Origin of the sequence: Autumnicola tepida (genome assembly GCF_031846485.1) — a bacterium.
Lineage (GTDB): Bacteria > Bacteroidota > Bacteroidia > Flavobacteriales > Flavobacteriaceae > Autumnicola > Autumnicola tepida.
This window is the reverse complement of record NZ_JAVRHQ010000009.1, coordinates 111,616-131,829: the sequence shown is the minus strand read 5'-3', so window position 1 is coordinate 131,829 and position 20,214 is coordinate 111,616. Positions and strand designations below refer to the sequence as shown.

Here is a 20,214-nt window from a genome sequence, read left to right as displayed (position 1 = left end):
ATTAAGAAATGGTTTCAATTATAATTCCTGTTTATAATAGAGCAAAATTTATTTCGAAGACGCTGGATTCCCTTATACGACAAACCTATGAAAATTGGGAGTGTGTAATAGTAGACGATTGCTCTACTGATAGGACTTTGGAAGTTTTAGAAAAATATCAGCAACAAGATGTCCGTTTTAAATACTTCATCAGACCCAAAGGCAAGGCTAAAGGTGCAAATGGCTGTCGTAATTTTGGTTTTGGAAAATCATCGGGAAAATATATAATATGGTTTGATAGTGATGATCTTATGACTCCAGATCATATCGAAAGTAAACTTTATGCAATCCAGGAACAAAAATTGAATTTCATTGTTTCACGTACTCAAAATTTTGAAAACGGAAAACTATTGGATCCATATCATTATGAGAAGAAAGAATACGGAATAAAAGCCTCTGATTTTATTTTACTTAAAATTCATTGGTATACCTACGATGTAATGCTAAAAAGAGAAGTAGCCGAAAAAATTGAATGGAATGAAAAAATGAAAAGCTGGCAGGATTATAATTATTTTTGTAAAATGCTTTTGATAACAGAAAACGGAGAATATCTGGACCAGATTTTAACTCACAGGAGAATTCATTCAGAATCTATTCAAAAGTCTCTTACAAAAGATTCTAGAACCTTTAATTCTGAACTTTTAGAGAATAGAGTACTTACCTATAATGATATTTGGGAAGATATTGATGCCTTCACGCGAAATGAATTGGTTTTTGGAATGATGAATCTTTGTTTTGAGTTGTCTAAAATGCAGATAACATCAAGATATTTAGAGGAAGTTGAGAAGATGGTAAAAAATCAATTAGGAGTTAATTCCAGGCGATACTTTAAAATGGCAATTATAAGTGCCACATTAAGCAAAAAAGGATATTTTTTTCTGAATAAAGCCAAAGGAAGATAGCTAAATTAGTTCACTGTCTATTTTATCTAGAATCTTTTCATTGGCCATCATATCAAATTTTCTTGCAAATAAATAATCTTTAGAAGCTATTTTAAGTTCCGGAAAATCATGTATTTCAAATGTTACCGGTAAAGGTCCCGAAGGTCTATCCCAATTAACATAGGTGAGCGATCTGTCAATTAAATTTTTCATGGATTTCTTATGTTGCAGCTCCATAAGAATACTCTGGAAAAAAATTTCATCCGGGAGTAAAGTGTATTTATGATACTTTAAATAATCCGGATGTTGCTCAACATAATCCAAAATTTTTTTTATAGTTCCAATGGTAAGGCCCCACCACTGGCTGCCGCCAAAAGGTTTAATATAAGAAGGGAACTTTCGCTTTTTTAGAATCTGGCTTAATTCTCTAAATCTCCCGGATTTTCTTAAATAATTTATTTTGCCCAATGTATCGGGAGTATAAAACTCCTTGTCAAAGATTGAAGACAACTGAAGAAAATGCTTACGTTTGTTTGACTTGTTAATCTTATAATATGTAAGTCTGTCCATTCCACCACGTTCCCAGCCTGAATGTGGCATAGGATAGGTCGTTATATATTCTGTCGGAAACTTCTCCTGAAGGAATTTTTTTATTTTTTTCTTCGATACGAGAGGATAATCCTGCCCGCTTAATAATATGCAATATCCTTTTTTATTAGTCCTGGAAATCTTCTTCATACCATGCAGTGTGGCTTCTACAATTCCAATGTCTCCCCAAATCCCTGTAAATCTTCGTTTCAGAAAATGAATGTGAGGATTTGCAAAACTTTTTTTAAATTCCTCAATATTTGTCTGCAAATCTACATGTATATAGAACCTTGTATTTTCATCTTCAAGGTTGGTGATTAATCTTTTCACTTGAAGCGGATTCTTATGAGCTAGGATGAGATAGTTTATTTCCATTAGGGAGCACTAAATGTTTCTTATATATTTACGAAAGATAATTATCTCGCTTCAAATTTATATGAATCTACCTTTAATCTCAATAATACTTCCTGTATATAACAGAGAAAGATATGTTGCAGATGCAATAGAAAGTATTCTAAAACAGACCTATGAAAATTTTGAATTGATCATTATTGATGACGGTTCCACAGACGATTCAATTGAATTTATTGAAAAGTATGATGATTCTAGAATTAAACTTTTTCAACTACCATTTAATCAAGGCTTATCTACTGCGAGGAATAGAGGTATAGAAAACTCTAAGGGAAAGTATATCGCATTTATGGATAGCGATGATATATCCCATCCACAGAGATTAGTAAAACAAATAGAGATACTTGAAACTAATGAAGAAATATGGGTTTGCGGTAGTTGGTTGAAACTAATGAATTCTGGTGTAATAATAAAACATAGGAAGGATCATAAGGAATTACTCTGTCAAATGCTCATAAACTGTCCTTTAAGTATTGGTGCTGTTTCAATGAGAGCAGAGATTTTTGAGAAGGAGAAATTCAATGAAAAACTTAGATTTGGAGAGGATTATGAGTTCTGGTCAAGAGTTATCTGGAAAACTCGATTATACAATCTTCAGGAATCGCTTTTATTTTATAGAATTCATGAAAATCAAAATTCTATAGAAAACATTCATTCTCAAAAATTGTTGGATATTCAAATCAGATTAAAAATGTTCAAAAAATTAGCTTATGATCAAAAACGATTTCCAGATAATCTCATCAAGAAACATTTTCTATTTGATGAGTATATAAGTGTGAAGGAATTTGCACAATTTCTTAGATGGCTGGAACATATTGATGAACAGAACCGTATCGAGCAAATTTACCCGTCATTAGAGCTTCACGGAATATTGTGTCAAATAAGGAAAAAACTGATTCATCAAATATATTTCATAGAAAGTAAGATAGGAATTGATAAATATTGGAGGTTCAGGGCTTTAGGAATACTCAAATGGGCAGATACAATAGATGTTCTCAGAAAAAAAATCAAAAGCAGCATGAGAAAAAGATGAAATCAATCCTTTTTAAAATTCAACAATTCCCTCACTTATCTGAAACTTTCGTTTTAAACCATATAATTATGGCTATAAAATTGGGATATGAGGTGAAAATACTTGTAAAGGACGTTCTGGATTTTGAAAAAAGTATGCATGTAGATAAATTAAAAAGATATCATATCGCTGAAAAAATAATTCATGAGAACTACCACATTCCTAATAACAAATTTTTCCGATTAATAAAAGCTGTTAAAATTTCTTTCAGTATATCCAATTGGTCTAAAATAATATCTTTTTTCAAATTAAAATCTAAATTCAGTTTAACCTGGCTTTACGAAATTGCTTTTTACAATCAGTTTAGAAAAACAGATATTATTCATGTTCAATACGGGACAAATGTTCATCCTGTTGATATTTTAAAGAAAGCAGGACTTTTAAAAAGTAAACTAATTGTATCTTTTCATGGTCATGATGCTTTTTTTCCGATTAACGGATTCATTGAAAATAACGGTTATTACCAGCATCTCTTTACAGGAGATAATTTGGTGGTAGCCAATACTCCCTATTTGGCTGAAAAAATTAAAGGTTTAGGATGTAGTAAGGAAAACTTAACAACCATTCCAGTGCCTGTCGATATAGAATATTTTCACCCAGATAAAAATTTGGTAAATGGCAAAGAAATAAAAATAATAACCGTGGGTAGGTTGGATCCTGTAAAAGGGCATTATGTTGCTATCGAATTTATAAATCGGATTAGAAAAAAAGGTTTGAGTATTACTTTTACTATAGTAGGAGAGGGAAGTGAATATGAAAAGCTGAAAAGAAAAATAGCAGAGCTCACACTTGAAAAAACTATAAATTTAGTTGGCAGGAAAAGCCAGGGAGAGGTGAGAGATCTCTTAAATCAAAGCGATATATACCTTTTCACCGGTATACCAGTAGCTGAAGGAAGAAGAGAGACCCAGGGACTTGCAACTCTTGAAGCTCAGGCCTGTGGATTACCAGTGTTGGCATTTGATTCTGGTGGGGTAAAATATACTATGAAAAATGGCATTACAGGCTTTCTTTGTGCTGAAAATGATTTAAACTGTCTCAGTGAAAAACTGCAACTTTTATGCAATAAGAACTTGAGAAAAAAAATGGGCGGCGAAGCAAGAAAATTTGTGCAGGAAGTTTATTCTCAAAATGAAGTAAAAAAAAAATGGAAAGCAATTTATAAATAGTGTCTCAGACTGAATTTAGAAAAGATCTGGTTTCTATAATTCTTCCGGTCTTCAACGGGGAAAGATTTCTTGCGCAATCTATTCAGAGTTGTTTGGCTCAAACTCATAAAAATTTCGAGTTAATTATTGTAAACGATTGTTCTACAGATCAATCTTTGAAAATTGCAGAGAATTTCAAATCAAATGACGCCAGGATATCTATTATTTCAAATAAGAAAAACAAAAAACTCCCGTCGAGCCTTAACATTGGACATGAAATAGCCCTGGGGAATTTTATAACGTGGACTTCAGATGATAATTTCTTTGAAGAGCATGCAATCGAAATGCTTTTAAAAACTATTCAGCAAACAGAAGCTGATATTGTTTATAGTAATTTCAACATAATCGAGGAGAGTGGAAAGTTCAGGAAAAAAATCGATTTAGAAAATGCATCTTCGTTACTTTTTGGTAATTCTGTTGGAGCTTCCTTTCTTTACAAAAAGGAGGTATTTATAAGGAATGGCGGTTACGATCAAGATTTGAAGGGTGTGGAAGATTATGATTTTTGGTTAAGCGCGACTCTTCACAGTAGGTTCGTTCATTTAGAAGATATATTATATAATTATAGAAGTCATGGCAAGAGTTTATCTTCTCAGCTGCGGGAAGCCGGGTCAGAAGAAAATAAACTATTTGCTGATAACCTTCAGAAAAGTTATCAGAAATTTTTACGTAACCTGGCAATGGCAGAACAAAAAGGTATTTCCGATCTTTTAATGCGACTTCACCTATATAAGGAAGTAGATGTGCTTTCTTATTTTAAGCATTATAAGGAGGTTAAAATAATACTTGGTAAAATCTTAACTAAAGCAGATTATTTAAGGACTGAAAACTTTAAAGAAAACCTGGATATAAGAATAAGAGCTGCCATTCAGGAATATGATATAAATCAACGTCCTATCATCCTGTGGGAGATTTTAAAAAAATGCCCTGAATTGTTGTTGAAATATGATAGGAAAAATAGCCTCAAAATTGTAAAAAAGTGTTTGATCTAATTTAATGGTAATACCTACTACAACCATCATAATGGCCACCTATAACCGGGCTCATCTAATTTTAGAGAGTTTAGATTCGATTTCCAAACAAAGTTTTAAAAATTGGGAGTGCCTTATCGTTGATGATGGTTCTACCGATGATACAGAAGTAGTTGTTAGGGATTTTGTTAAGCGGGATCCGCGTTTTAGTTACCTTAAACGGCCCGATAATCATTTAAAAGGTCTGCCTGGCTGCAGGAATTACGGGCTGGAAATGGCTAAAGGAGATAATATCATATTTTTTGATGATGATGATGTCGTAAATCCTCAAAACCTTGAGGTTTGCCTTAAGCTTTTGGAAAACACCAACGCTGATTTTTGTCATTATAAAAAGCTTTCTTTTACTACAAAACATCCGCAGTTTCCTAAAGTTGAACTGCCCACAACTACTTTTTCAATAGGATTAAGTAATATTGAAAAAGTGGTAACTAATGAACTAGCCCTTGCTTCCTGTACTGTAATGTGGCGAAAAAAATGTTTTGGAAATATCAGATTCAATGAATCCCTAAATTATGCGGAGGAATGGGAATGCTACACAGGGATATTGCTAGAAGGTTATAAAGGTATTGGGATTGATGAGGTCTTGTACTACAATAGAAAACATCCTTTGTCGAATACCGGGGAATTTTGGGATGGAGATAAAAAGAGAAGGAAATCGCATGAAAAAGCCATACAACTCGTTATTGATAATCTACTAAAGAAGGGCTTACTGTCCAGAAAATTGATCAGATATTTTGTTCAAATGAGCATTTTTCATAAAAATAAAGAAATTCTAGAGTATCTCCTTCTAAAATCAGATGAAGGAATTACCATGGAATTAAAATACCGAATGCTGTATAAGTTCTATCCTGTTTTTGTCCAGGGTCATCGCTTTAAAAAATTCTTAAAACAAAAATCTTGAAATATTTATTCTGTTTCGGCACCAGGCCTGAAGTCATAAAATTGGCTCCGGTAATAAAAGAAATGCAGCAAGAAAATCTGGCTCCTGTGCTTTGCGTTACAGGGCAGCACAGGGAAATGCTGGACCAGATGCTTTCTGTATTAGATTTAAGTCCGGATTATGATCTTGATCTTATGAAAGCAGGTCAATCTCTAAATTCGCTCAGTGCCTCTATTTTTGAAAATTTCGATTCTATATTGAAAAAGGAAAATCCAGATGTTGTGCTGGTTCAGGGTGATACTACTACCGCGACTATCATTGCCCAATCTGCATTCCATCGTAAAATAAAGATCGCCCATGTGGAAGCAGGTTTAAGAACCTATCAGCGTTATTCGCCTTTCCCGGAGGAAATCAACAGGCAGCTTATTTCCCGTATCGCTACGTGGCATTTCACTCCAACCTTAAATGCTACCCAAAATCTTTTAAAGGAAGGTATTGAGCCTGAGAATATTTTACAAACGGGCAACACGGTAGTCGATGCACTGGAGCTGGTAAGCAATCAGATTTCCGAAGAAATTCCTTTACCGGGGTTAAAAGCTGATTTTTATAATTATCAAAAGAAAATCCTTGTTACCGGCCACCGGCGTGAAAATTTCGGAAAAGGAATGGAAGAACTTTGTCAGGCCTTAATCGAAATCTCTAAAAACAAGGATTTTAAGATCATTTTTCCGGTACATCTTAACCCGAAAACCAAACTAATAGTAGAAAAGCATCTAAAGGGAATTTCCAATATCAATCTTTTGCCACCTGTGAATTATACTGAAATGATCTGGTTAATAGCACATTGTGATTTGATTATTTCAGATTCAGGAGGTGTTCAGGAAGAAGCTCCTACATTTAAGAAACCTGTTCTGGTGACTCGGGAATTTACGGAACGAGTGGAGGCAGTTGAAGCCGGTTTTTCGATTTTAACCGGTGCCAATGCTGAAAATATTGTCAGCCATGCTTTACGATTATTGAAAACACCTCCAGATTTCAGCAATATCAGCAATCCCTTTGGAGATGGAAAAGCTGCGGAAAGGATTGTTGACTTTTTGGAATCTCAGGTTTCCACTGGCTAGGCTTCGAAAGGCTTTGCTTCGACAAGCTCAGTCTGACGGTAGAAGTTCCTGTTGTGTTTTCCAGTCCCACTGAGCCTGTCGAAGTGGAGTTGTAAAGAAAGAGCGGCTTCGACAAGCTCAGGCTTCGACAAGCTCAGCCTGGCGTTTGGAGTTTCTGTTGCGTTTTCCGGTCCCACTGAGCCTGTCGAAGTGGTGTTGTTAAAAAGGAATCGGCTTCATGAGCTCAGGCTTCGACAAGCTCAGCCTGACGCTGGAAGTTTCTGTTGCGTTTTCCAGTCCCACTGAGCCTGTCGAAGTGGAGTGTACAGGAAGGAACGGCTTTTACGAGTTCAGGCTTCGACAAGCTGCCTGACTTTTTTGGATGTCCCACTGAGCCTGTCGAAGTGGTTTTGAGTATAAAACGTTATCTTTAAGGATGAAATTGTTTTTTGTTTATATCGTCCAATGCTCTGATAATTCTTTTTATACAGGCGTGACTTCAAACCTTGGCAAAAGATTATATGAGCATAACGCAGGAGTGCATCCAGGAGCTTATACATATAAAAGAAGACCTGTGGTGTTGAAATGGTTTGAGCAATTCACAGATCCATTCCAGGCATTTAAGATAGAAAAGCAATTGAAAGGCTGGAGTAGGAGAAAGAAAATAGCCTTAATTGAAGAGGATTGGGAGAGACTGGTGCGTTATTCAAAAAACTACACAGAATACGGTAAGTCTTCGACAGGCTCAGACGAGCTGGGCTAGTGGATTTGTAGTCTCACTGAGCTTGTCGAAGTGTGACTGGTCTTATAATGTGAAAAGGCTTCGACAGGCTCAGCCTGACTTCCATAATGTCTCACTAAGCTTTTATAGTCATACTGAGCTTGTCGAAGAGTTATGCTGAAAATAATGTTTTTTCTTCTCATTTTGTCACACTGAGCTTGTCGAAGTGGAGTTGTAACAGGAGTTGGCTGTGAAAGTTTAGGCTTGTCCAGGCTTCGACAGGCTCAGCCTGGCGTTTTGAGATTCTGTTTCGTTTTCCAGTCCCACTGAGCCTGTCGAAGTGGAGTTGTAAATAAAGAGCGGCTTCAATCAGCTCAGACTTCGACAAGCTCAGCCTGACAATGAGAAGGTGGAAGAAAATAAAAATTAATTTCATTCTTTTAAAAATTTATAGCTTTACCTTAAATTTAAATTGTGCCCCAAAAGAAAATTCTTATAGTTGCCGAGTCTATTAATGTGGAAGATAGCAGTGGCTCCAAGGCTAACGTGGCATTAATTCGACATCTTCAAAAAGCGGGATTCCAACTTTTAGTTTTACATTATACAAGAAAAAAAATAGAACTTCAAGGTGTACACTGCGTAGCTATAAAAGAAAATAAACTTGGATCCAACTATTTCCTTAGCCGGCTACAACGCAAAATGCAGCATTGGTTTGCTATTAATCTTGCGAAGTATTTGGAGCCTGAATTTGGTTTTAGTTTTACCTTTTTTAATGATGTAAACAGCATTTGTAAATCTCTCGAGAAGCATAGAAACTTTAAACCGGATCTTGTGCTTACGCTTAGCAAGGGAGCAAGTTTCAGGCCGCATTATGCCTTGTTAAAAACAAAGTCTCTTCATCGTAAATGGATGGCTTATATTCACGATCCTTATCCTTTTCATTATTATCCTGAACCCTATAACTGGAGTGAACCGGGTTACAAAAAAAAAATTGATTTTTTTGAAGCCCTTTCCAAGTCCTGTCGTTGGGCAGCATTTCCAAGTCTTTTACTGGCGGAATGGATGCAGGATAAATTTCCTGATTTTAAAAATAAGACGAGTATTTTACCTCATCAGCTTAACGAAACCCAGGATTTTTTAGCTGAGGTACCCGGTTTTTTTGATTCTGAAAAATTCACGGTGCTGCACGCAGGAAATCTGATGAAGCAGAGGCCTCCTTTCTATCTTATAAATGCTTTTCAGCAGTTTTTAAATGATGTCCCGCAGGCAAAGAGCCAGGCACAGTTACTGCTTATAGGAAACGCCAGTTATCACCGGGAAAGGCTGGAAAAAATAGGAAGAGGTTCTAAAAATATAATTATTAGAGGTTATCTGGATTACAGGCAAACTCAGAAATTGCAAAAAGAGGTTTCAGTAAATGTGATCCTGGAATCTAAAGCAGAGATAAGCCCTTTTCTTCCTGGAAAATTTCCTCATTGTATTGCGGCCGAAAGAATGATTTTGCTCTTAGGGCCGGCAAAAAGTGAATCACGCCGGCTTCTGGGCGAAGACTACAAATATTGTTGTGAGACAGATGATGAAAACCAGATCGCAGATCTACTGAAAAAATTACATAAAACCTGGTTGGAAAGCAGGCGAAGTCTCAGACTGCAAAGAAAAGATTTGAAGTATTATCTTTCGGAAAAGTATCTAAAAAAACAGCTAGACCAACTCCTTAAATAATCATGGATGCATCTATTCTTATAGTTTCAAAAAACCGAAGAGAAGAATTGGCAAAAACTCTTGGAATTATTGAACAACAAACCGATGCAGAGAGGCACGAAATCAGGGTATTTCTAGATGGCAGTACAGATGATTCAGAAAGTCTGAAAAAGGAATTTCCAAAGGTTCACTGGATGGCTTCAGAGGAAAGTCTGGGAGCATCAAAGGCACGAAACCTTCTTTATAAAACTGCGAAGGGAAAACTGTTCTTTGGGTTTGATGATGATGCCCATCCTCTTCAAGCTGACTTTATAAATGTTGCCAAAGGAATATTTGAAGAAAATCCCCGTGCGGCTATTATTGGCTTTAAGGAAATTAAAGGAATTTGGGATTCTGATGAGGATATAGGAGAAGAATTACTTAAATCCCAGCCTGATTATCTGGCAAATGATTTTGTGGGCTGTGGTTTTGTTATCAAGAAAGAGGTTTACAATTTAACCCGTGGATTTCCTACCTGGATAGATATTTATGGAGAGGAGTGGTGTTTAGCTATAGAAGTTCTGGAAAAAGACTATGAAATTCTTTACACTCATAAAATCTTTGTACAGCATCGTGTGGATAAAACCAGAAGGGGCAAGTCTGCAAATTATTTTCGCTTTGGTAAGCAACTAAAAAATACTTCATATTTCTATTTGGTTTATTATCCATTTCCTTTATTATTGAAAAAAATAGGCAGGCTTTATTTTTTAAATTTTAAAAAATATGCGCTTAAAGATATCAACTATTTTAAGGAATTCTGGAAAGCTTTTTTAATCAATATTTTCAATGCAATTAAAATTTTTAAAGTGCGAAGGCCAGTAAGTAGAGAAACTTTGCTAAAGTTCAACAAACTTTCAAACCCCCATTATTGATGACGTTCATTATTGCTGAAATAGGGCAGGCTCATGAGGGCAGTCTGGGTATGGCACTGAGTTATGTCACTGCTCTGGCCAAGACAGGTGTAGATGCAGTGAAGTTTCAGGTTCATATCGCTGAAGCGGAAAGCAGTGAATATGAACCTTTCAGAATAAAATTTTCTCAACAGGATAAAACCAGATTGGATTACTGGAAGCGTATGAGTTTTACTGAAGCGCAGTGGAAAATGATCAAAGAACATTGTGAGCAGGAAAATGTGAAATTTCTAGCGTCTCCTTTTAGCAACGCTGCGGTAGATATCTTAGAAGACTTAATGGTTAATCAATACAAAATAGGTTCCGGTGAAGTGAATAATTTTTTGTTGCTTCAAAAAATAGCAGAAACCGGCAAACCGGTGATACTTTCCTCCGGAATGAGTTCGTTTAAAGAACTTGATAAAACCGTGGAGTTTTTAAAAGAGGCAAATGTAGAATATTCAATTTTGCAATGTACAACGGCCTATCCTACCAAACCTGAAGAGTACGGTTTAAATGTAATTAAAGAGCTTAGAGAAAGATACGCGGTAAAAACAGGTTATTCAGATCATTCTGCCAGGATTGAAACCTCTATAGCAGCAGTTTCTCTGGGGGCTGAAATTATTGAATTTCACGCTGTTTTTTCCAGAAATAGTTTTGGTCCTGATGCTACTTCTTCCCTGGAAATTGAGGAAATATGTAAATTAGTTGAGGCGATCAGGAATATTGATACTGCTTTAAGCCATCCCGTAGATAAAAGTGATAATTCAAAATTTACGGATCTTAAAAATATTTTTGAGAAATCTTTATCTGTAAACAAAGATTTGAAGAAAGGTCATATCTTAAGATTTGAGGATCTGGAAGCCAAAAAACCAAAGAATAAAGGTATAAATGCAGCTAAATTCAGAGAAGTGATAGGGAAAAGGCTTTATAATGACCTCCTGGCGTGGAATTTTTTAAATGAAACTGATCTTCAATGAATCTACAATCTTTTAGTACCAGCCAGTATAAACTTTTCTGTAAAGCAGAAGGGAGCGAGCACATAGTTAGTGAATTCGCATTAATTCAAATACTTAAGATAGTTAGAAAATATTCAGTAAAATCAGTTCTTGAAGTTGGGCTGGGAATAGGAACAATTTCCGGAAGTATTTTAAAATATGCTGAAAAGAAAGGCAGTACTATTCATTGCGTTGGAACTGAAAATAATGAATTTTGCCTGAAACAGATTCCTTCCAATTTGGGATCGCAATATAAAAATTTGAAGATTTTTTCAGCAGTAGACAAAATAGACCCTGGTTTCAAATTTGATCTGATTATCATTGATGGGGCAGAGAGCAATCTACAACTTGTAAGGATATGCTAAATAAAAATGGAGTGATTGTGATTGAAGGAGATAGAAGTGGACAGGAAAAAATCGTGAAGGATATTTTTCCGAAGGCTAAATTTGTACATTTAATTTCGCTGAAAAGAAATGGTGAATATTCCGTGAAAAAAACTACAGATTATCGCGGTGGACTAAAGGTTTTATTCACTAATCCAGATCTAAAACAAAAATATCACTGGGCTGCATTAAAGTTAAGATCGGCTGTAAAAATGCGAATGAGAAGGAAAACTGCATGAGAGATTCAACTAGAAAAATTTGTGTGGTAGTTACCGCCCGCCCCTCTTATAGCCGTATAAAATCGGCATTAAAAGCGATTAAAGAACATCCAGGGCTGGAATTGCAATTAGTTATAGCCGGGTCGGCGCTGCTCGATCGTTATGGGAATGCCGTAGATTTTATTGAAAAGGACGGTTTTAGTATTGCTGCCAAAGTTTTTATGGTCCTGGAGGGAGAGAATCCTACCACCATGGCTAAAACCACGGGAATAGGTGTCCTTGAGCTAACCAATGTTTTTTATAATCTAAAACCCGATGCCGTAGTAACCATTGCCGATAGGTTTGAAACCATTGCCACTTCCATCGCTGCAGCATATCAAAATATACCTTTGGTGCATGTACAGGGGGGGGAAGTTACGGGAAGCATTGATGAAAAAGTACGTCATGCCAATACAAAATTGGCAGATATTCATTTGGTTTCCAGTGAAGATGCCAGGGAAAGGGTAGTGAAATTAGGCGAAAATCCTGAAAAAGTAATTAATACCGGTTGCCCTTCTATTGATCTGGCAAGAGAAATAGCGGGAGAGAAAGAGCTACTTTTTGATCCATTTGAAAAATATGGAGGGGTGGGCGCAAAATTTGATTGGAAAAAAGGCTATATAGTGGTTATGCAACATCCGGTAACTACGGAATATAAAGACGCTAAAAAACACATTCTCGAAACGCTGCACGCCATAAAAAAACTTGATTATCCAACCTTTTGGTTCTGGCCGAATGTAGACGCAGGTTCTGATGGTACTTCAAATGGAATACGTTCATTTCGCGAACTTGAAAATCCGCAAAATATGCATTTCTTTAAAAATATGGAACCATTGGACTTTTTAAGGTTATTGAAGAATTCCAAAGCACTGGTAGGAAATTCCAGCGCTGGCCTTAGGGAGTGCTCTTATTTGGGAACTCCGGTCATTAATATAGGAATCCGGCAAAATCGGAGATTGAGATGGCAAAATGTGAAAGATGTCCCTAGCGACTGTCAAAAAATAATTGAAGAGACCAAAAAAGCTATTGAAAACGGATATTTTGATAAGAGCGATATTTATGGGAATGGTAATGCGGGAAATAAAATAGCGAATATCTTGGCTGAAACGGAACTCAGCTTTAGCAAAACCATTACCTATTAATGAAGATTCTGGGCATTATACCGGCAAGGGGTGGAAGTAAAGGAGTTCCCGGTAAGAATGTCAGGCAATTCGATGGCAAACCTTTGCTGGCTTATGCTGTTGAAGCAGCCAGAGAAAGCAGCAAAATCTCAAAGCTGGTAGTAAATACAGAAGACAAGGAGATTTCAGAAGTTGCAAAAAATTTAAAATGCGAGGTTATTCATAGAAATCATGAAATGGCAGCCGATAATTCACCAGTTATAGATGCCGTGCTGCAGACCTTAAATTTTCTGAAGGAAAATAATAATGAGGAATATGATGCGGTACTGCTTTTACAACCAACGGCACCTCTAAGGACGGGCAGCGATATAGACGCTGCTGTTAAATTGCTGAAGTCAAATCCCGAAAAAGATGCAGTGATAAGCATGGCTAAAGTAGAAGATCACCATCCCGCCAGAATGTACAGTATCAAAGAGGAATCACTTATATGCCAGATGCCGGAATATGAGACCCGAAACAGGCAGGAACTTCCGGAGCTTTATATCAGGAACGGTTGCATATACCTGGTACGGACTTCAGTTTTGAAAAAGGAAAAAACTTTAATACCGCCGAAAAAACTTGCGTATATAATGGAGTCAAAATGGTCAGTTAACGTGGATACTGAAATGGATGCGATCTTACTGAATGAACTATTGAAAAAGTGGAAAAAGCAAAAAAGATGAAAATCCTAATCGCTGAACCTCTTGATTTCAATAAAGAGCAACTGGACATTCTCGCGACCTATGGTTTAGTTGAAAAAGGACCGTTTCAAAGGGAGGAGCTGTTAAAAGCCGTACGTGATGTAGATGTATTGATTGTTAGGCTTAATCATCAAATAGATAAAGAACTGCTGGAAAAGGCGGCGAATCTCAAATTTATTCTCACACCAACAACAGGACTTAATCATATTGATATTTCAGAAGCCGAAAAAAAGAATATTAAAATAATCTCTCTAAAAGGGGAGACAGAATTCCTTACTACTATACCTTCTACGGCTGAACATACGCTAGCATTAATGCTGTCACTTTTACGAAAAATTCCGGCTGCAAATAACCAGGTTCTAAAAGGAAATTGGGATCGGGATCTGTTTAAATCTCATAATCTGAACAGTCTTACTTTAGGAATTTTAGGTTATGGAAGAGTTGGCAGGCAAATGGCAGATTTTGCCAAGGCTCTGAATATGCCGTGGAAATTTTTTGATGTGGATACTCGAAAGAAAAAATATCCGGAGTCCATAGAAGAACTACAATCTTTCCTGTCAGAAATAAACGTGCTTTCAATTCATATTCCACTTCACGATGAAAATATTAATTATCTGAATGCTTCCAATTTAAAGTACCTGAAGAAGGGAAGTTATATTATTAATACTTCTCGCGGGGAAATTATTGAAGAGAGGGCACTTTCAGAACTTCTGCAAAACGGACATTTAGCCGGACTGGCCACGGATGTTCTGAAAGATGAATTGAACCCGGAACTAAGGAATGATAATCCTCTGCTAAAACTTGCAAAACTATTTGATAATATTATAATAACTCCTCATATTGCCGGTGCTACTTATGAATCTATGTGGCTTACAGAGGAATTTATAATAAAAAAATGGATTAAATTCCTTTCCTGAACTATCTGTCAGATTATATTTTCAAACCGTATTACCATGTCCCAGAACTCATACGATAAACCTTCAAAAGTCCTTGGTCTGGTAATAGTCGACGGTGTTGGATTTAAGAATTTCGTTTTAAGTGATTTTCTTAATCAGGCAACAGGAGGGTTTGATAGAATCATCATATATTCCGGGCTGCCCGCTTCTGCCTTTGATGTTGAAACTAATGTTTCTTTAGAAATTGTAGAGCTTACTGTTTTTATAGAATCTAGAACAGCCTGGTTCTGGAGAAAAATGAAGGAAGTTGCACATTTACAACAACACAAGAAGAATTTCTTTGGAATAGCTGCAAACCTGGACAAAAATAGACCCAAAGAGATTTCCAAGAGAGCGAAATTGATATCGCTAATTTTTAAGATAACCTCAATTTGTAATTCTGAAAAATGGATAGATTTTTATAATAAGCGGCAAATAAATGCTATTTCTAAAAATCCTGTCCACTCTGGATATAAAAAGATGTTAAGCGATCATAATTGTGATCTTCTCTTTTTTACCCATCAAAGGCCTCCATATCTTGCGGTATTAGATGATGCTGCCAAAAAGCTGGGTATTAAAACCTGTTCCTTTATTTTTAGTTGGGACAACCTGCCTTCAAAGGGAAGAATGGCAGCTCCATTCGATTCCTTTTTGGTTTGGAGCGATCTTATGAAGGAGGAACTGCACTATTTTTATCCGGAAACAAAGAATAAACCGGTAAAAGTAGTGGGTACGCCTCAGTTTGAGCCTTATGTGATGAATCAATATCACTCTACAAAAAAGGAGTTTTCAGAAAGATTTAATATTAAACAGAACTTAAAAACCATCTGTTATAGCTGCGGAGATATTTCTACAAGTCAAAACGACGGTTTGTACATCGAAACTATCGCTACCAGCATTTTGTATAAGGAAATTCCGGAAGTGAATCTGATCGTAAGAACCTCTCCAGCCGAGAATGGCAGCAGGTTTAGTGAAATAAAAGAAAAATTTCCATTTATTATCTGGAATTTTCCGCAATGGGAGCTTACAAGAGAGGATCATCCCGAGCCCTGGTCACAACGCGTTCCTTTCGGTCAGGATGTAAAGGATCTCCGCTCTTTGCTGGAATTTTGTGATTTAAATATTAACATGTGCTCCACGATGAGCCTTGATTTTATGATATTTGATAAGCCGGTGATTAATCCTGTTTTTGGGAATGCGGAAAATAGGATTTATAACGATCAGAAATACCTTCAATATGCCCATTATGAACGAGTGGTGAAAAGTGGTGCGGTTTCCATCGTCAAAAACAAAAAGGAGTTGATAGAAAGTATCAAATTCAGCTTAGAAAATCCTCAGGCAAGAATTGATCAACAAAGAGCGTTGCTGAAGCTCCAGATTGGGAAACCACTCGAGGGCACAAGTTATAGAATTGTACAAGCTTTAAAAGAAATTTCATGAAGCGTATTGCGGTTGTTTGTAACTATAGGTTGAATGCTTCCAGAATTGGCGGGATGGATAGATTTTTTGTTGCTTATGATCGAAAATGTAAAGCGTATGGGTTCGATGTAAAGTGGTTCTTTTCAGGCGGAAAGCGATTTAGTTTTTATAAGGATCTCGATATTGAGATTTGCCGGAAAACATCAGTTGAAAATTGCTTTTTAAGTTTTCAGCGGAAAGAGAAGACAGAATTTGACTTTATAATCACTCATTTTGTGGAATTGTGCACTCCTTTTTTTAAAAAGGTTAAGAAAATTGGGCAGCCTTATGTCATTTCCGTAGATCATAATCCCAGGCCCTTAAATGGATTTCCGCTTAAAAAAAAACTAAAGAATAAGCTGAAAGGAAAATTATATTCGTGCTATATCGATAAATTTATCGGGGTTTCAAACTATACTAAAACCCAGATCCTTAACGATTACGGTAAAAATTTATCTTCAAAAACCGAAGTCATTTATAATGGGATCGCTTTTGGAGAATACGCTTTAAGACAGCAGGCAAATCATGGACAATTTATCGTAGCTTCTCATTTACGGTCATCCAAAGGCATTCAGGATCTGGTAAACGCTATTTCTATATTGGATGCTGAACTAAAACAATTGCTGGAAATTGACATTTTTGGGGAAGGTCCCATGGAAGCTGAATTAAAAGCCCTTGTAAAAGAGAAAAATTTAGAAGAGCAGATTCGCTTTTGTGGTAGTTCCCCGGAGTTGCCGAAACTTTTTCAGAAATACTCCTATCTGCTCCAGCCAACTTATATGGAATGTTTCAGCCTTTCCATTCTTGAAAGTCTTGCAGCAAATGTTCCGGTGATCACCACTCCGGTTGGGGGAAATCTGGAAATAATTGAAGACGGCACTAACGGATTCATCTTTGAAGCCGGAAATACCGGGCAGCTTTCAGCAATTATTAAAGAAATTCTTCAGCATCAAAGAACGATCGCAGGCCCGGTGAATCATTTAATCGAGAATAAATATTATCTTGAAAAAATGGTAAATGATCATCTCTATCTTTTAAAGCTCTGATCGGTTCTTAAAATCGGCCTCAATTCTATGCACCTCGCTTTTTTAACTCCTGAATATCCTCATGCGGCCAGTACTACTTCGGGTGGGTTGGGTACCAGTATTAAAAATTTGACGCAGGAGCTGGTTTTGAAAGGTGTTGAGGTTAGTATAATTATTTACGGTCAGAAAAGGAATCAGACATTTACTGAAGGTAACATCCATTTTTATCTGGTTAAACAGAAGAATTATAAATTTGGCGGCTGGTATTTTTACCGGAAATTTTTACAGAATTTTTTGAACCGGCTTGCGGAAAAGGAAAAAATCGATCTTATTGAAGCGGCCGATTGGACCGGGATTACCGCGTTTATGAACATTAAAAAACCACTTGTTCTTCGGTTGCATGGCAGCGACACGTATTTTTGTACGCTTGAAGGGCGAAAGCAGAAGTGGAAGAACCGCTGGTTTGAAAGAAATGCCTTGAAAAATGCAGACCGCATTATTTCCGTTAGTGAGTTTGCCGGAAAAAAAACAATGCAACTTTTCGGTATAAATACCGGTTTCAAAGTGATTCCTAACGCGGTGAATCTGAAAAAATTTACTGCGGAAGATGAAAATATCGATCCTGACCAGCTTCTTTATTTTGGTAGTCTTCTACGGAAAAAGGGTGTTTTGGAATTGGCATCTATTTTTAATAGTGTAGTTGAAAAAAGACCTTCCACGACGCTTACGGTTTTAGGAAAGGATGTAAAAGATGCCCGGGAAAATACTTCCACACTAGAACTTTACAGAAATTTACTTTCTGCAAAAGCCATTAAAAATTTCACATATTTGGGTGAAATGCAATATGAACAGGTAAAATTTCAACTGGCGAAGGCAGCGGTAATCGTATTGCCAAGCTTTGCGGAAGCTTTTCCCATGACCTGGCTGGAAGCGATGGCCATGGGAAAAGCCCTGGTGACTTCAAATATTGGCTGGGCTCCGGAAATTATGATCAATGGAAAAACCGGATTTACAGAGCATCCTGAAGATCATGACAACTACGCAACGAAAATTCTAAAATTACTGGGAAACCCCGATCTTCGCAGAGAAATGGGCGTGAACGCAAGGAAAAAAGTCTGTCATGAATTTTCTTCGGAAATAATCGCGTCTAAAAATATCAGTTTTTACGAATCTGTTTTAAAACAAACCGATAATTGATCTTTCTTTATCATAACAATGCCGAAAAAAAGGTAAATCTTATGCGGAAAGGGGAAATCTTAAAGGATTTTCCTAACCGCCTGGTCGCCTGTTTCTGGCAGTTATGTAGCGATTACCCTGAAGAGCTCATTATCTGGATAGATAACGATCTGGATATAGAACCTGCAAATAATCTGGAGAAAATTTTTGAACATTCCCTGATCATGGCTTCATTTCCGGTGAAAAATTATGTGATTTCTGATGAAATTGGTTACGTAGATCAGTTGCCTTTTGTAAATCCTGACAGGAATTCAAAATATCCCACCTGGAGAATGAGTGCCGACATTGGCGGGATCTTTGGCAAAACAGCACTTCAGTTCCTATCTGTGCTTGGTGAAATCGAAGATTTTGGTTATCTCATCAATTCGATCGCAAAGATCGGGCAGCAAAATTCACTGTTTTGTTACAGTGAGCCCGGCTTGATTCAAAATTCCGGTAATAATTTTCAGAATAAGGTCAATGATTCGGGTTTGTTTCGGTTTACGGCACAACATTATAAAAGAGTAAGATTAGCGCTGCTGTTTGTATGTTTTATTAAATACGAACGGAAATTTCCAATTTTTCATTTCCTTAGAAACTGCTTCCGAAAATCTTATTTTCAGCAGCAGATTGTTCTGCAGGAAATCCAGCAAATTTCAGAGCAAAATGCTCCCGGAGAAACCATAGATGTAATTATACCAACGCTGAAACGGCCGGAGCATTTAAAAAATGTTTTGACAGACCTTAAAAATCAGCAAAAACTGCCGGAACAGGTAATTATAGTAGAGCAAAATCCCGATAAAAATTCAGAAAGTCAGCTACCGTTTATTAATTCCGATGAATGGCCTTTTAAGATCATTCATCATTTTACCCATCGCACCGGCGCCTGTTATGCTAGAAATATAGCTCTTGAAAATGTGAAATCTGAATGGATCTTTTTTGCTGATGACGACATTAGGTTTGAAGCCGACCTTCTTCAAGAATCTTTAGCTGAAGCGGAAAGGCTGAAAATAGATGCCTTAAACATAAATTGCATTCAACCACATGAAAAAACGGTTTTTTCAAAGGTTAAGCAATGGGGAGCTTTTGGTTCGGGAACTTCCATAGTCAGCTCAGAATATGCCCTGAAATGCCGATTTTCAGAAGCTTTTGAGCGAGGTTTTGGGGAGGATATCGATTTTGGGATGCAACTTAGAAATGTAGGTTGTGATATAATTTATCATCCAAACATTGTTATTACCCATCTCAAGGCAGAGCGCGGGGGATTTAGAGAAATGATGTCAGCAGAAAAGTTGAAAACCAGTAATATTCAACCGAAACCATCGCCCACCATGATGCTGCTCGTGCAGAAATATTTTAATTTCTATATGCAAAAAGGGTATAAAATGAATCTTTTTTTAAAGTTCTTTGGAAGGCAACGCATCAAAAATCCTTTCCTATATTACCGCACGATGCAAAAAAGATGGAAATTAAGTGAAAGTTTAAGTCGGAAACTGGAAAATTCCGATTCAAATTAATTCG

At 36.6% G+C, this 20,214-nt stretch carries 20 protein-coding genes; 19 read left to right on the top strand and 1 reads right to left on the bottom strand.

The window, feature by feature from the left end; all coding sequences use genetic code 11:
• The first annotated feature begins 8 nt into the window (after positions 1–8).
• On the top strand, positions 9–941 hold the full coding sequence (locus RM553_RS09445) for a glycosyltransferase family 2 protein (protein ID WP_311534671.1): 933 nt from the start codon (positions 9–11) through the stop codon (positions 939–941).
• Here the strand turns inward: RM553_RS09445 and RM553_RS09440 are convergent, their stop codons facing one another.
• Positions 942–1,883, bottom strand: a complete 942-nt coding sequence (locus RM553_RS09440; RefSeq protein ID WP_311534670.1) for a beta-1,6-N-acetylglucosaminyltransferase — start codon at positions 1,881–1,883, stop codon at positions 942–944.
• A 61-nt stretch (positions 1,884–1,944) separates the two neighbouring features.
• Between RM553_RS09440 and RM553_RS09435 the strand changes: the two genes are divergently transcribed.
• The 18 genes from RM553_RS09435 to RM553_RS09350 all read left to right on the top strand — a co-directional run bounded on the left by RM553_RS09435 (position 1,945) and on the right by RM553_RS09350 (position 20,210).
• The gene (locus RM553_RS09435) at positions 1,945–2,952 is read left to right on the top strand and encodes a glycosyltransferase family 2 protein (RefSeq protein ID WP_311534669.1); all 1,008 of its coding nucleotides are present in this window, start codon (positions 1,945–1,947) and stop codon (positions 2,950–2,952) included.
• On the top strand, positions 2,949–4,160 hold the full coding sequence (locus RM553_RS09430; RefSeq protein ID WP_311534668.1) for a glycosyltransferase: 1,212 nt from the start codon (positions 2,949–2,951) through the stop codon (positions 4,158–4,160). Before RM553_RS09435 ends, RM553_RS09430 begins: the two co-directional genes overlap by 4 nt.
• The gene (locus tag RM553_RS09425; protein WP_311534667.1) at positions 4,160–5,191 is read left to right on the top strand and encodes a glycosyltransferase family 2 protein; all 1,032 of its coding nucleotides are present in this window, start codon (positions 4,160–4,162) and stop codon (positions 5,189–5,191) included. The genes RM553_RS09430 and RM553_RS09425 overlap by 1 nt, the downstream gene beginning before the upstream one ends.
• Before the next feature lie 4 nt (positions 5,192–5,195).
• Complete coding sequence (locus RM553_RS09420; RefSeq protein WP_311534666.1) at positions 5,196–6,131, top strand: glycosyltransferase family 2 protein; 936 nt, start codon at positions 5,196–5,198, stop codon at positions 6,129–6,131.
• Complete coding sequence (wecB, locus tag RM553_RS09415; protein WP_311534665.1) at positions 6,128–7,231, top strand: non-hydrolyzing UDP-N-acetylglucosamine 2-epimerase; 1,104 nt, start codon at positions 6,128–6,130, stop codon at positions 7,229–7,231. Before RM553_RS09420 ends, wecB begins: the two co-directional genes overlap by 4 nt.
• Positions 7,232–7,646: 415 nt before the next feature.
• The gene (locus tag RM553_RS09410) at positions 7,647–7,973 is read left to right on the top strand and encodes a GIY-YIG nuclease family protein (protein ID WP_311534664.1); all 327 of its coding nucleotides are present in this window, start codon (positions 7,647–7,649) and stop codon (positions 7,971–7,973) included.
• A gap of 432 nt (positions 7,974–8,405) precedes the next feature.
• The gene (locus RM553_RS09405) at positions 8,406–9,653 is read left to right on the top strand and encodes a glycosyltransferase family protein (protein WP_311534663.1); all 1,248 of its coding nucleotides are present in this window, start codon (positions 8,406–8,408) and stop codon (positions 9,651–9,653) included.
• 2 nt (positions 9,654–9,655) lie between these two features.
• Positions 9,656–10,543, top strand: coding sequence for a glycosyltransferase family 2 protein (locus RM553_RS09400; protein WP_311534662.1), 888 nt, complete (start codon positions 9,656–9,658; stop codon positions 10,541–10,543).
• On the top strand, positions 10,543–11,541 hold the full coding sequence (locus tag RM553_RS09395; protein WP_311534661.1) for an N-acetylneuraminate synthase family protein: 999 nt from the start codon (positions 10,543–10,545) through the stop codon (positions 11,539–11,541). The genes RM553_RS09400 and RM553_RS09395 overlap by 1 nt, the downstream gene beginning before the upstream one ends.
• Complete coding sequence (locus RM553_RS09390; protein WP_311534660.1) at positions 11,538–11,924, top strand: hypothetical protein; 387 nt, start codon at positions 11,538–11,540, stop codon at positions 11,922–11,924. Before RM553_RS09395 ends, RM553_RS09390 begins: the two co-directional genes overlap by 4 nt.
• A complete protein-coding gene (locus RM553_RS09385) occupies positions 11,918–12,181 on the top strand; it encodes a hypothetical protein (RefSeq protein WP_311534659.1) in 264 nt (87 codons plus the stop codon). The genes RM553_RS09390 and RM553_RS09385 overlap by 7 nt, the downstream gene beginning before the upstream one ends.
• Complete coding sequence (gene neuC, locus RM553_RS09380; protein ID WP_311534658.1) at positions 12,178–13,341, top strand: UDP-N-acetylglucosamine 2-epimerase; 1,164 nt, start codon at positions 12,178–12,180, stop codon at positions 13,339–13,341. The genes RM553_RS09385 and neuC overlap by 4 nt, the downstream gene beginning before the upstream one ends.
• Positions 13,341–14,042, top strand: coding sequence for an acylneuraminate cytidylyltransferase family protein (locus tag RM553_RS09375; protein WP_311534657.1), 702 nt, complete (start codon positions 13,341–13,343; stop codon positions 14,040–14,042). The genes neuC and RM553_RS09375 overlap by 1 nt, the downstream gene beginning before the upstream one ends.
• On the top strand, positions 14,039–14,977 hold the full coding sequence (locus RM553_RS09370) for an NAD(P)-dependent oxidoreductase (protein WP_311534656.1): 939 nt from the start codon (positions 14,039–14,041) through the stop codon (positions 14,975–14,977). Before RM553_RS09375 ends, RM553_RS09370 begins: the two co-directional genes overlap by 4 nt.
• Before the next feature lie 36 nt (positions 14,978–15,013).
• A complete protein-coding gene (locus RM553_RS09365; protein ID WP_311534655.1) occupies positions 15,014–16,435 on the top strand; it encodes a hypothetical protein in 1,422 nt (473 codons plus the stop codon).
• Entirely contained in the window at positions 16,432–17,499 is a 1,068-nt protein-coding gene (locus RM553_RS09360; RefSeq protein WP_311534654.1) for a glycosyltransferase family 4 protein, read from the top strand. The genes RM553_RS09365 and RM553_RS09360 overlap by 4 nt, the downstream gene beginning before the upstream one ends.
• Before the next feature lie 27 nt (positions 17,500–17,526).
• Positions 17,527–18,675, top strand: a complete 1,149-nt coding sequence (locus tag RM553_RS09355) for a glycosyltransferase family 4 protein (protein WP_311534653.1) — start codon at positions 17,527–17,529, stop codon at positions 18,673–18,675.
• A 41-nt stretch (positions 18,676–18,716) separates the two neighbouring features.
• Positions 18,717–20,210 carry a glycosyltransferase family 2 protein gene (locus tag RM553_RS09350; RefSeq protein WP_311534652.1) on the top strand — a complete coding sequence of 498 codons (1,494 nt, stop codon included), beginning with the start codon at positions 18,717–18,719 and terminating at the stop codon, positions 20,208–20,210.
• Positions 20,211–20,214 lie beyond the last annotated feature (4 nt).

Bases quoted from the DNA above. Each gene is read 5' to 3' on its own strand.
- neuC (WP_311534658.1), top strand. From the start codon at position 12,178: ATGAGAGATTCAACTAGAAAAATTTGTGTGGTAGTTACCGCCCGCCCC.
- RM553_RS09365 (WP_311534655.1), top strand. From the start codon at position 15,014: ATGTCCCAGAACTCATACGATAAACCTTCAAAAGTCCTTGGTCTGGTA.
- RM553_RS09395 (WP_311534661.1), top strand. From the start codon at position 10,543: ATGACGTTCATTATTGCTGAAATAGGGCAGGCTCATGAGGGCAGTCTG.
- RM553_RS09355 (WP_311534653.1), top strand. From the start codon at position 17,527: ATGCACCTCGCTTTTTTAACTCCTGAATATCCTCATGCGGCCAGTACT.
- RM553_RS09400 (WP_311534662.1), top strand. From the start codon at position 9,656: ATGGATGCATCTATTCTTATAGTTTCAAAAAACCGAAGAGAAGAATTG.
- RM553_RS09390 (WP_311534660.1), top strand. From the start codon at position 11,538: ATGAATCTACAATCTTTTAGTACCAGCCAGTATAAACTTTTCTGTAAA.
- RM553_RS09435 (WP_311534669.1), top strand. From the start codon at position 1,945: ATGAATCTACCTTTAATCTCAATAATACTTCCTGTATATAACAGAGAA.
- RM553_RS09445 (WP_311534671.1), top strand. From the start codon at position 9: ATGGTTTCAATTATAATTCCTGTTTATAATAGAGCAAAATTTATTTCG.
- RM553_RS09440 (WP_311534670.1), bottom strand. From the start codon at position 1,883: ATGGAAATAAACTATCTCATCCTAGCTCATAAGAATCCGCTTCAAGTG.
- RM553_RS09410 (WP_311534664.1), top strand. From the start codon at position 7,647: ATGAAATTGTTTTTTGTTTATATCGTCCAATGCTCTGATAATTCTTTT.
- RM553_RS09360 (WP_311534654.1), top strand. From the start codon at position 16,432: ATGAAGCGTATTGCGGTTGTTTGTAACTATAGGTTGAATGCTTCCAGA.
- RM553_RS09375 (WP_311534657.1), top strand. From the start codon at position 13,341: ATGAAGATTCTGGGCATTATACCGGCAAGGGGTGGAAGTAAAGGAGTT.
- RM553_RS09430 (WP_311534668.1), top strand. From the start codon at position 2,949: ATGAAATCAATCCTTTTTAAAATTCAACAATTCCCTCACTTATCTGAA.
- RM553_RS09350 (WP_311534652.1), top strand. From the start codon at position 18,717: ATGCGGAAAGGGGAAATCTTAAAGGATTTTCCTAACCGCCTGGTCGCC.
- RM553_RS09385 (WP_311534659.1), top strand. From the start codon at position 11,918: ATGCTAAATAAAAATGGAGTGATTGTGATTGAAGGAGATAGAAGTGGA.
- RM553_RS09370 (WP_311534656.1), top strand. From the start codon at position 14,039: ATGAAAATCCTAATCGCTGAACCTCTTGATTTCAATAAAGAGCAACTG.
- RM553_RS09420 (WP_311534666.1), top strand. From the start codon at position 5,196: ATGGTAATACCTACTACAACCATCATAATGGCCACCTATAACCGGGCT.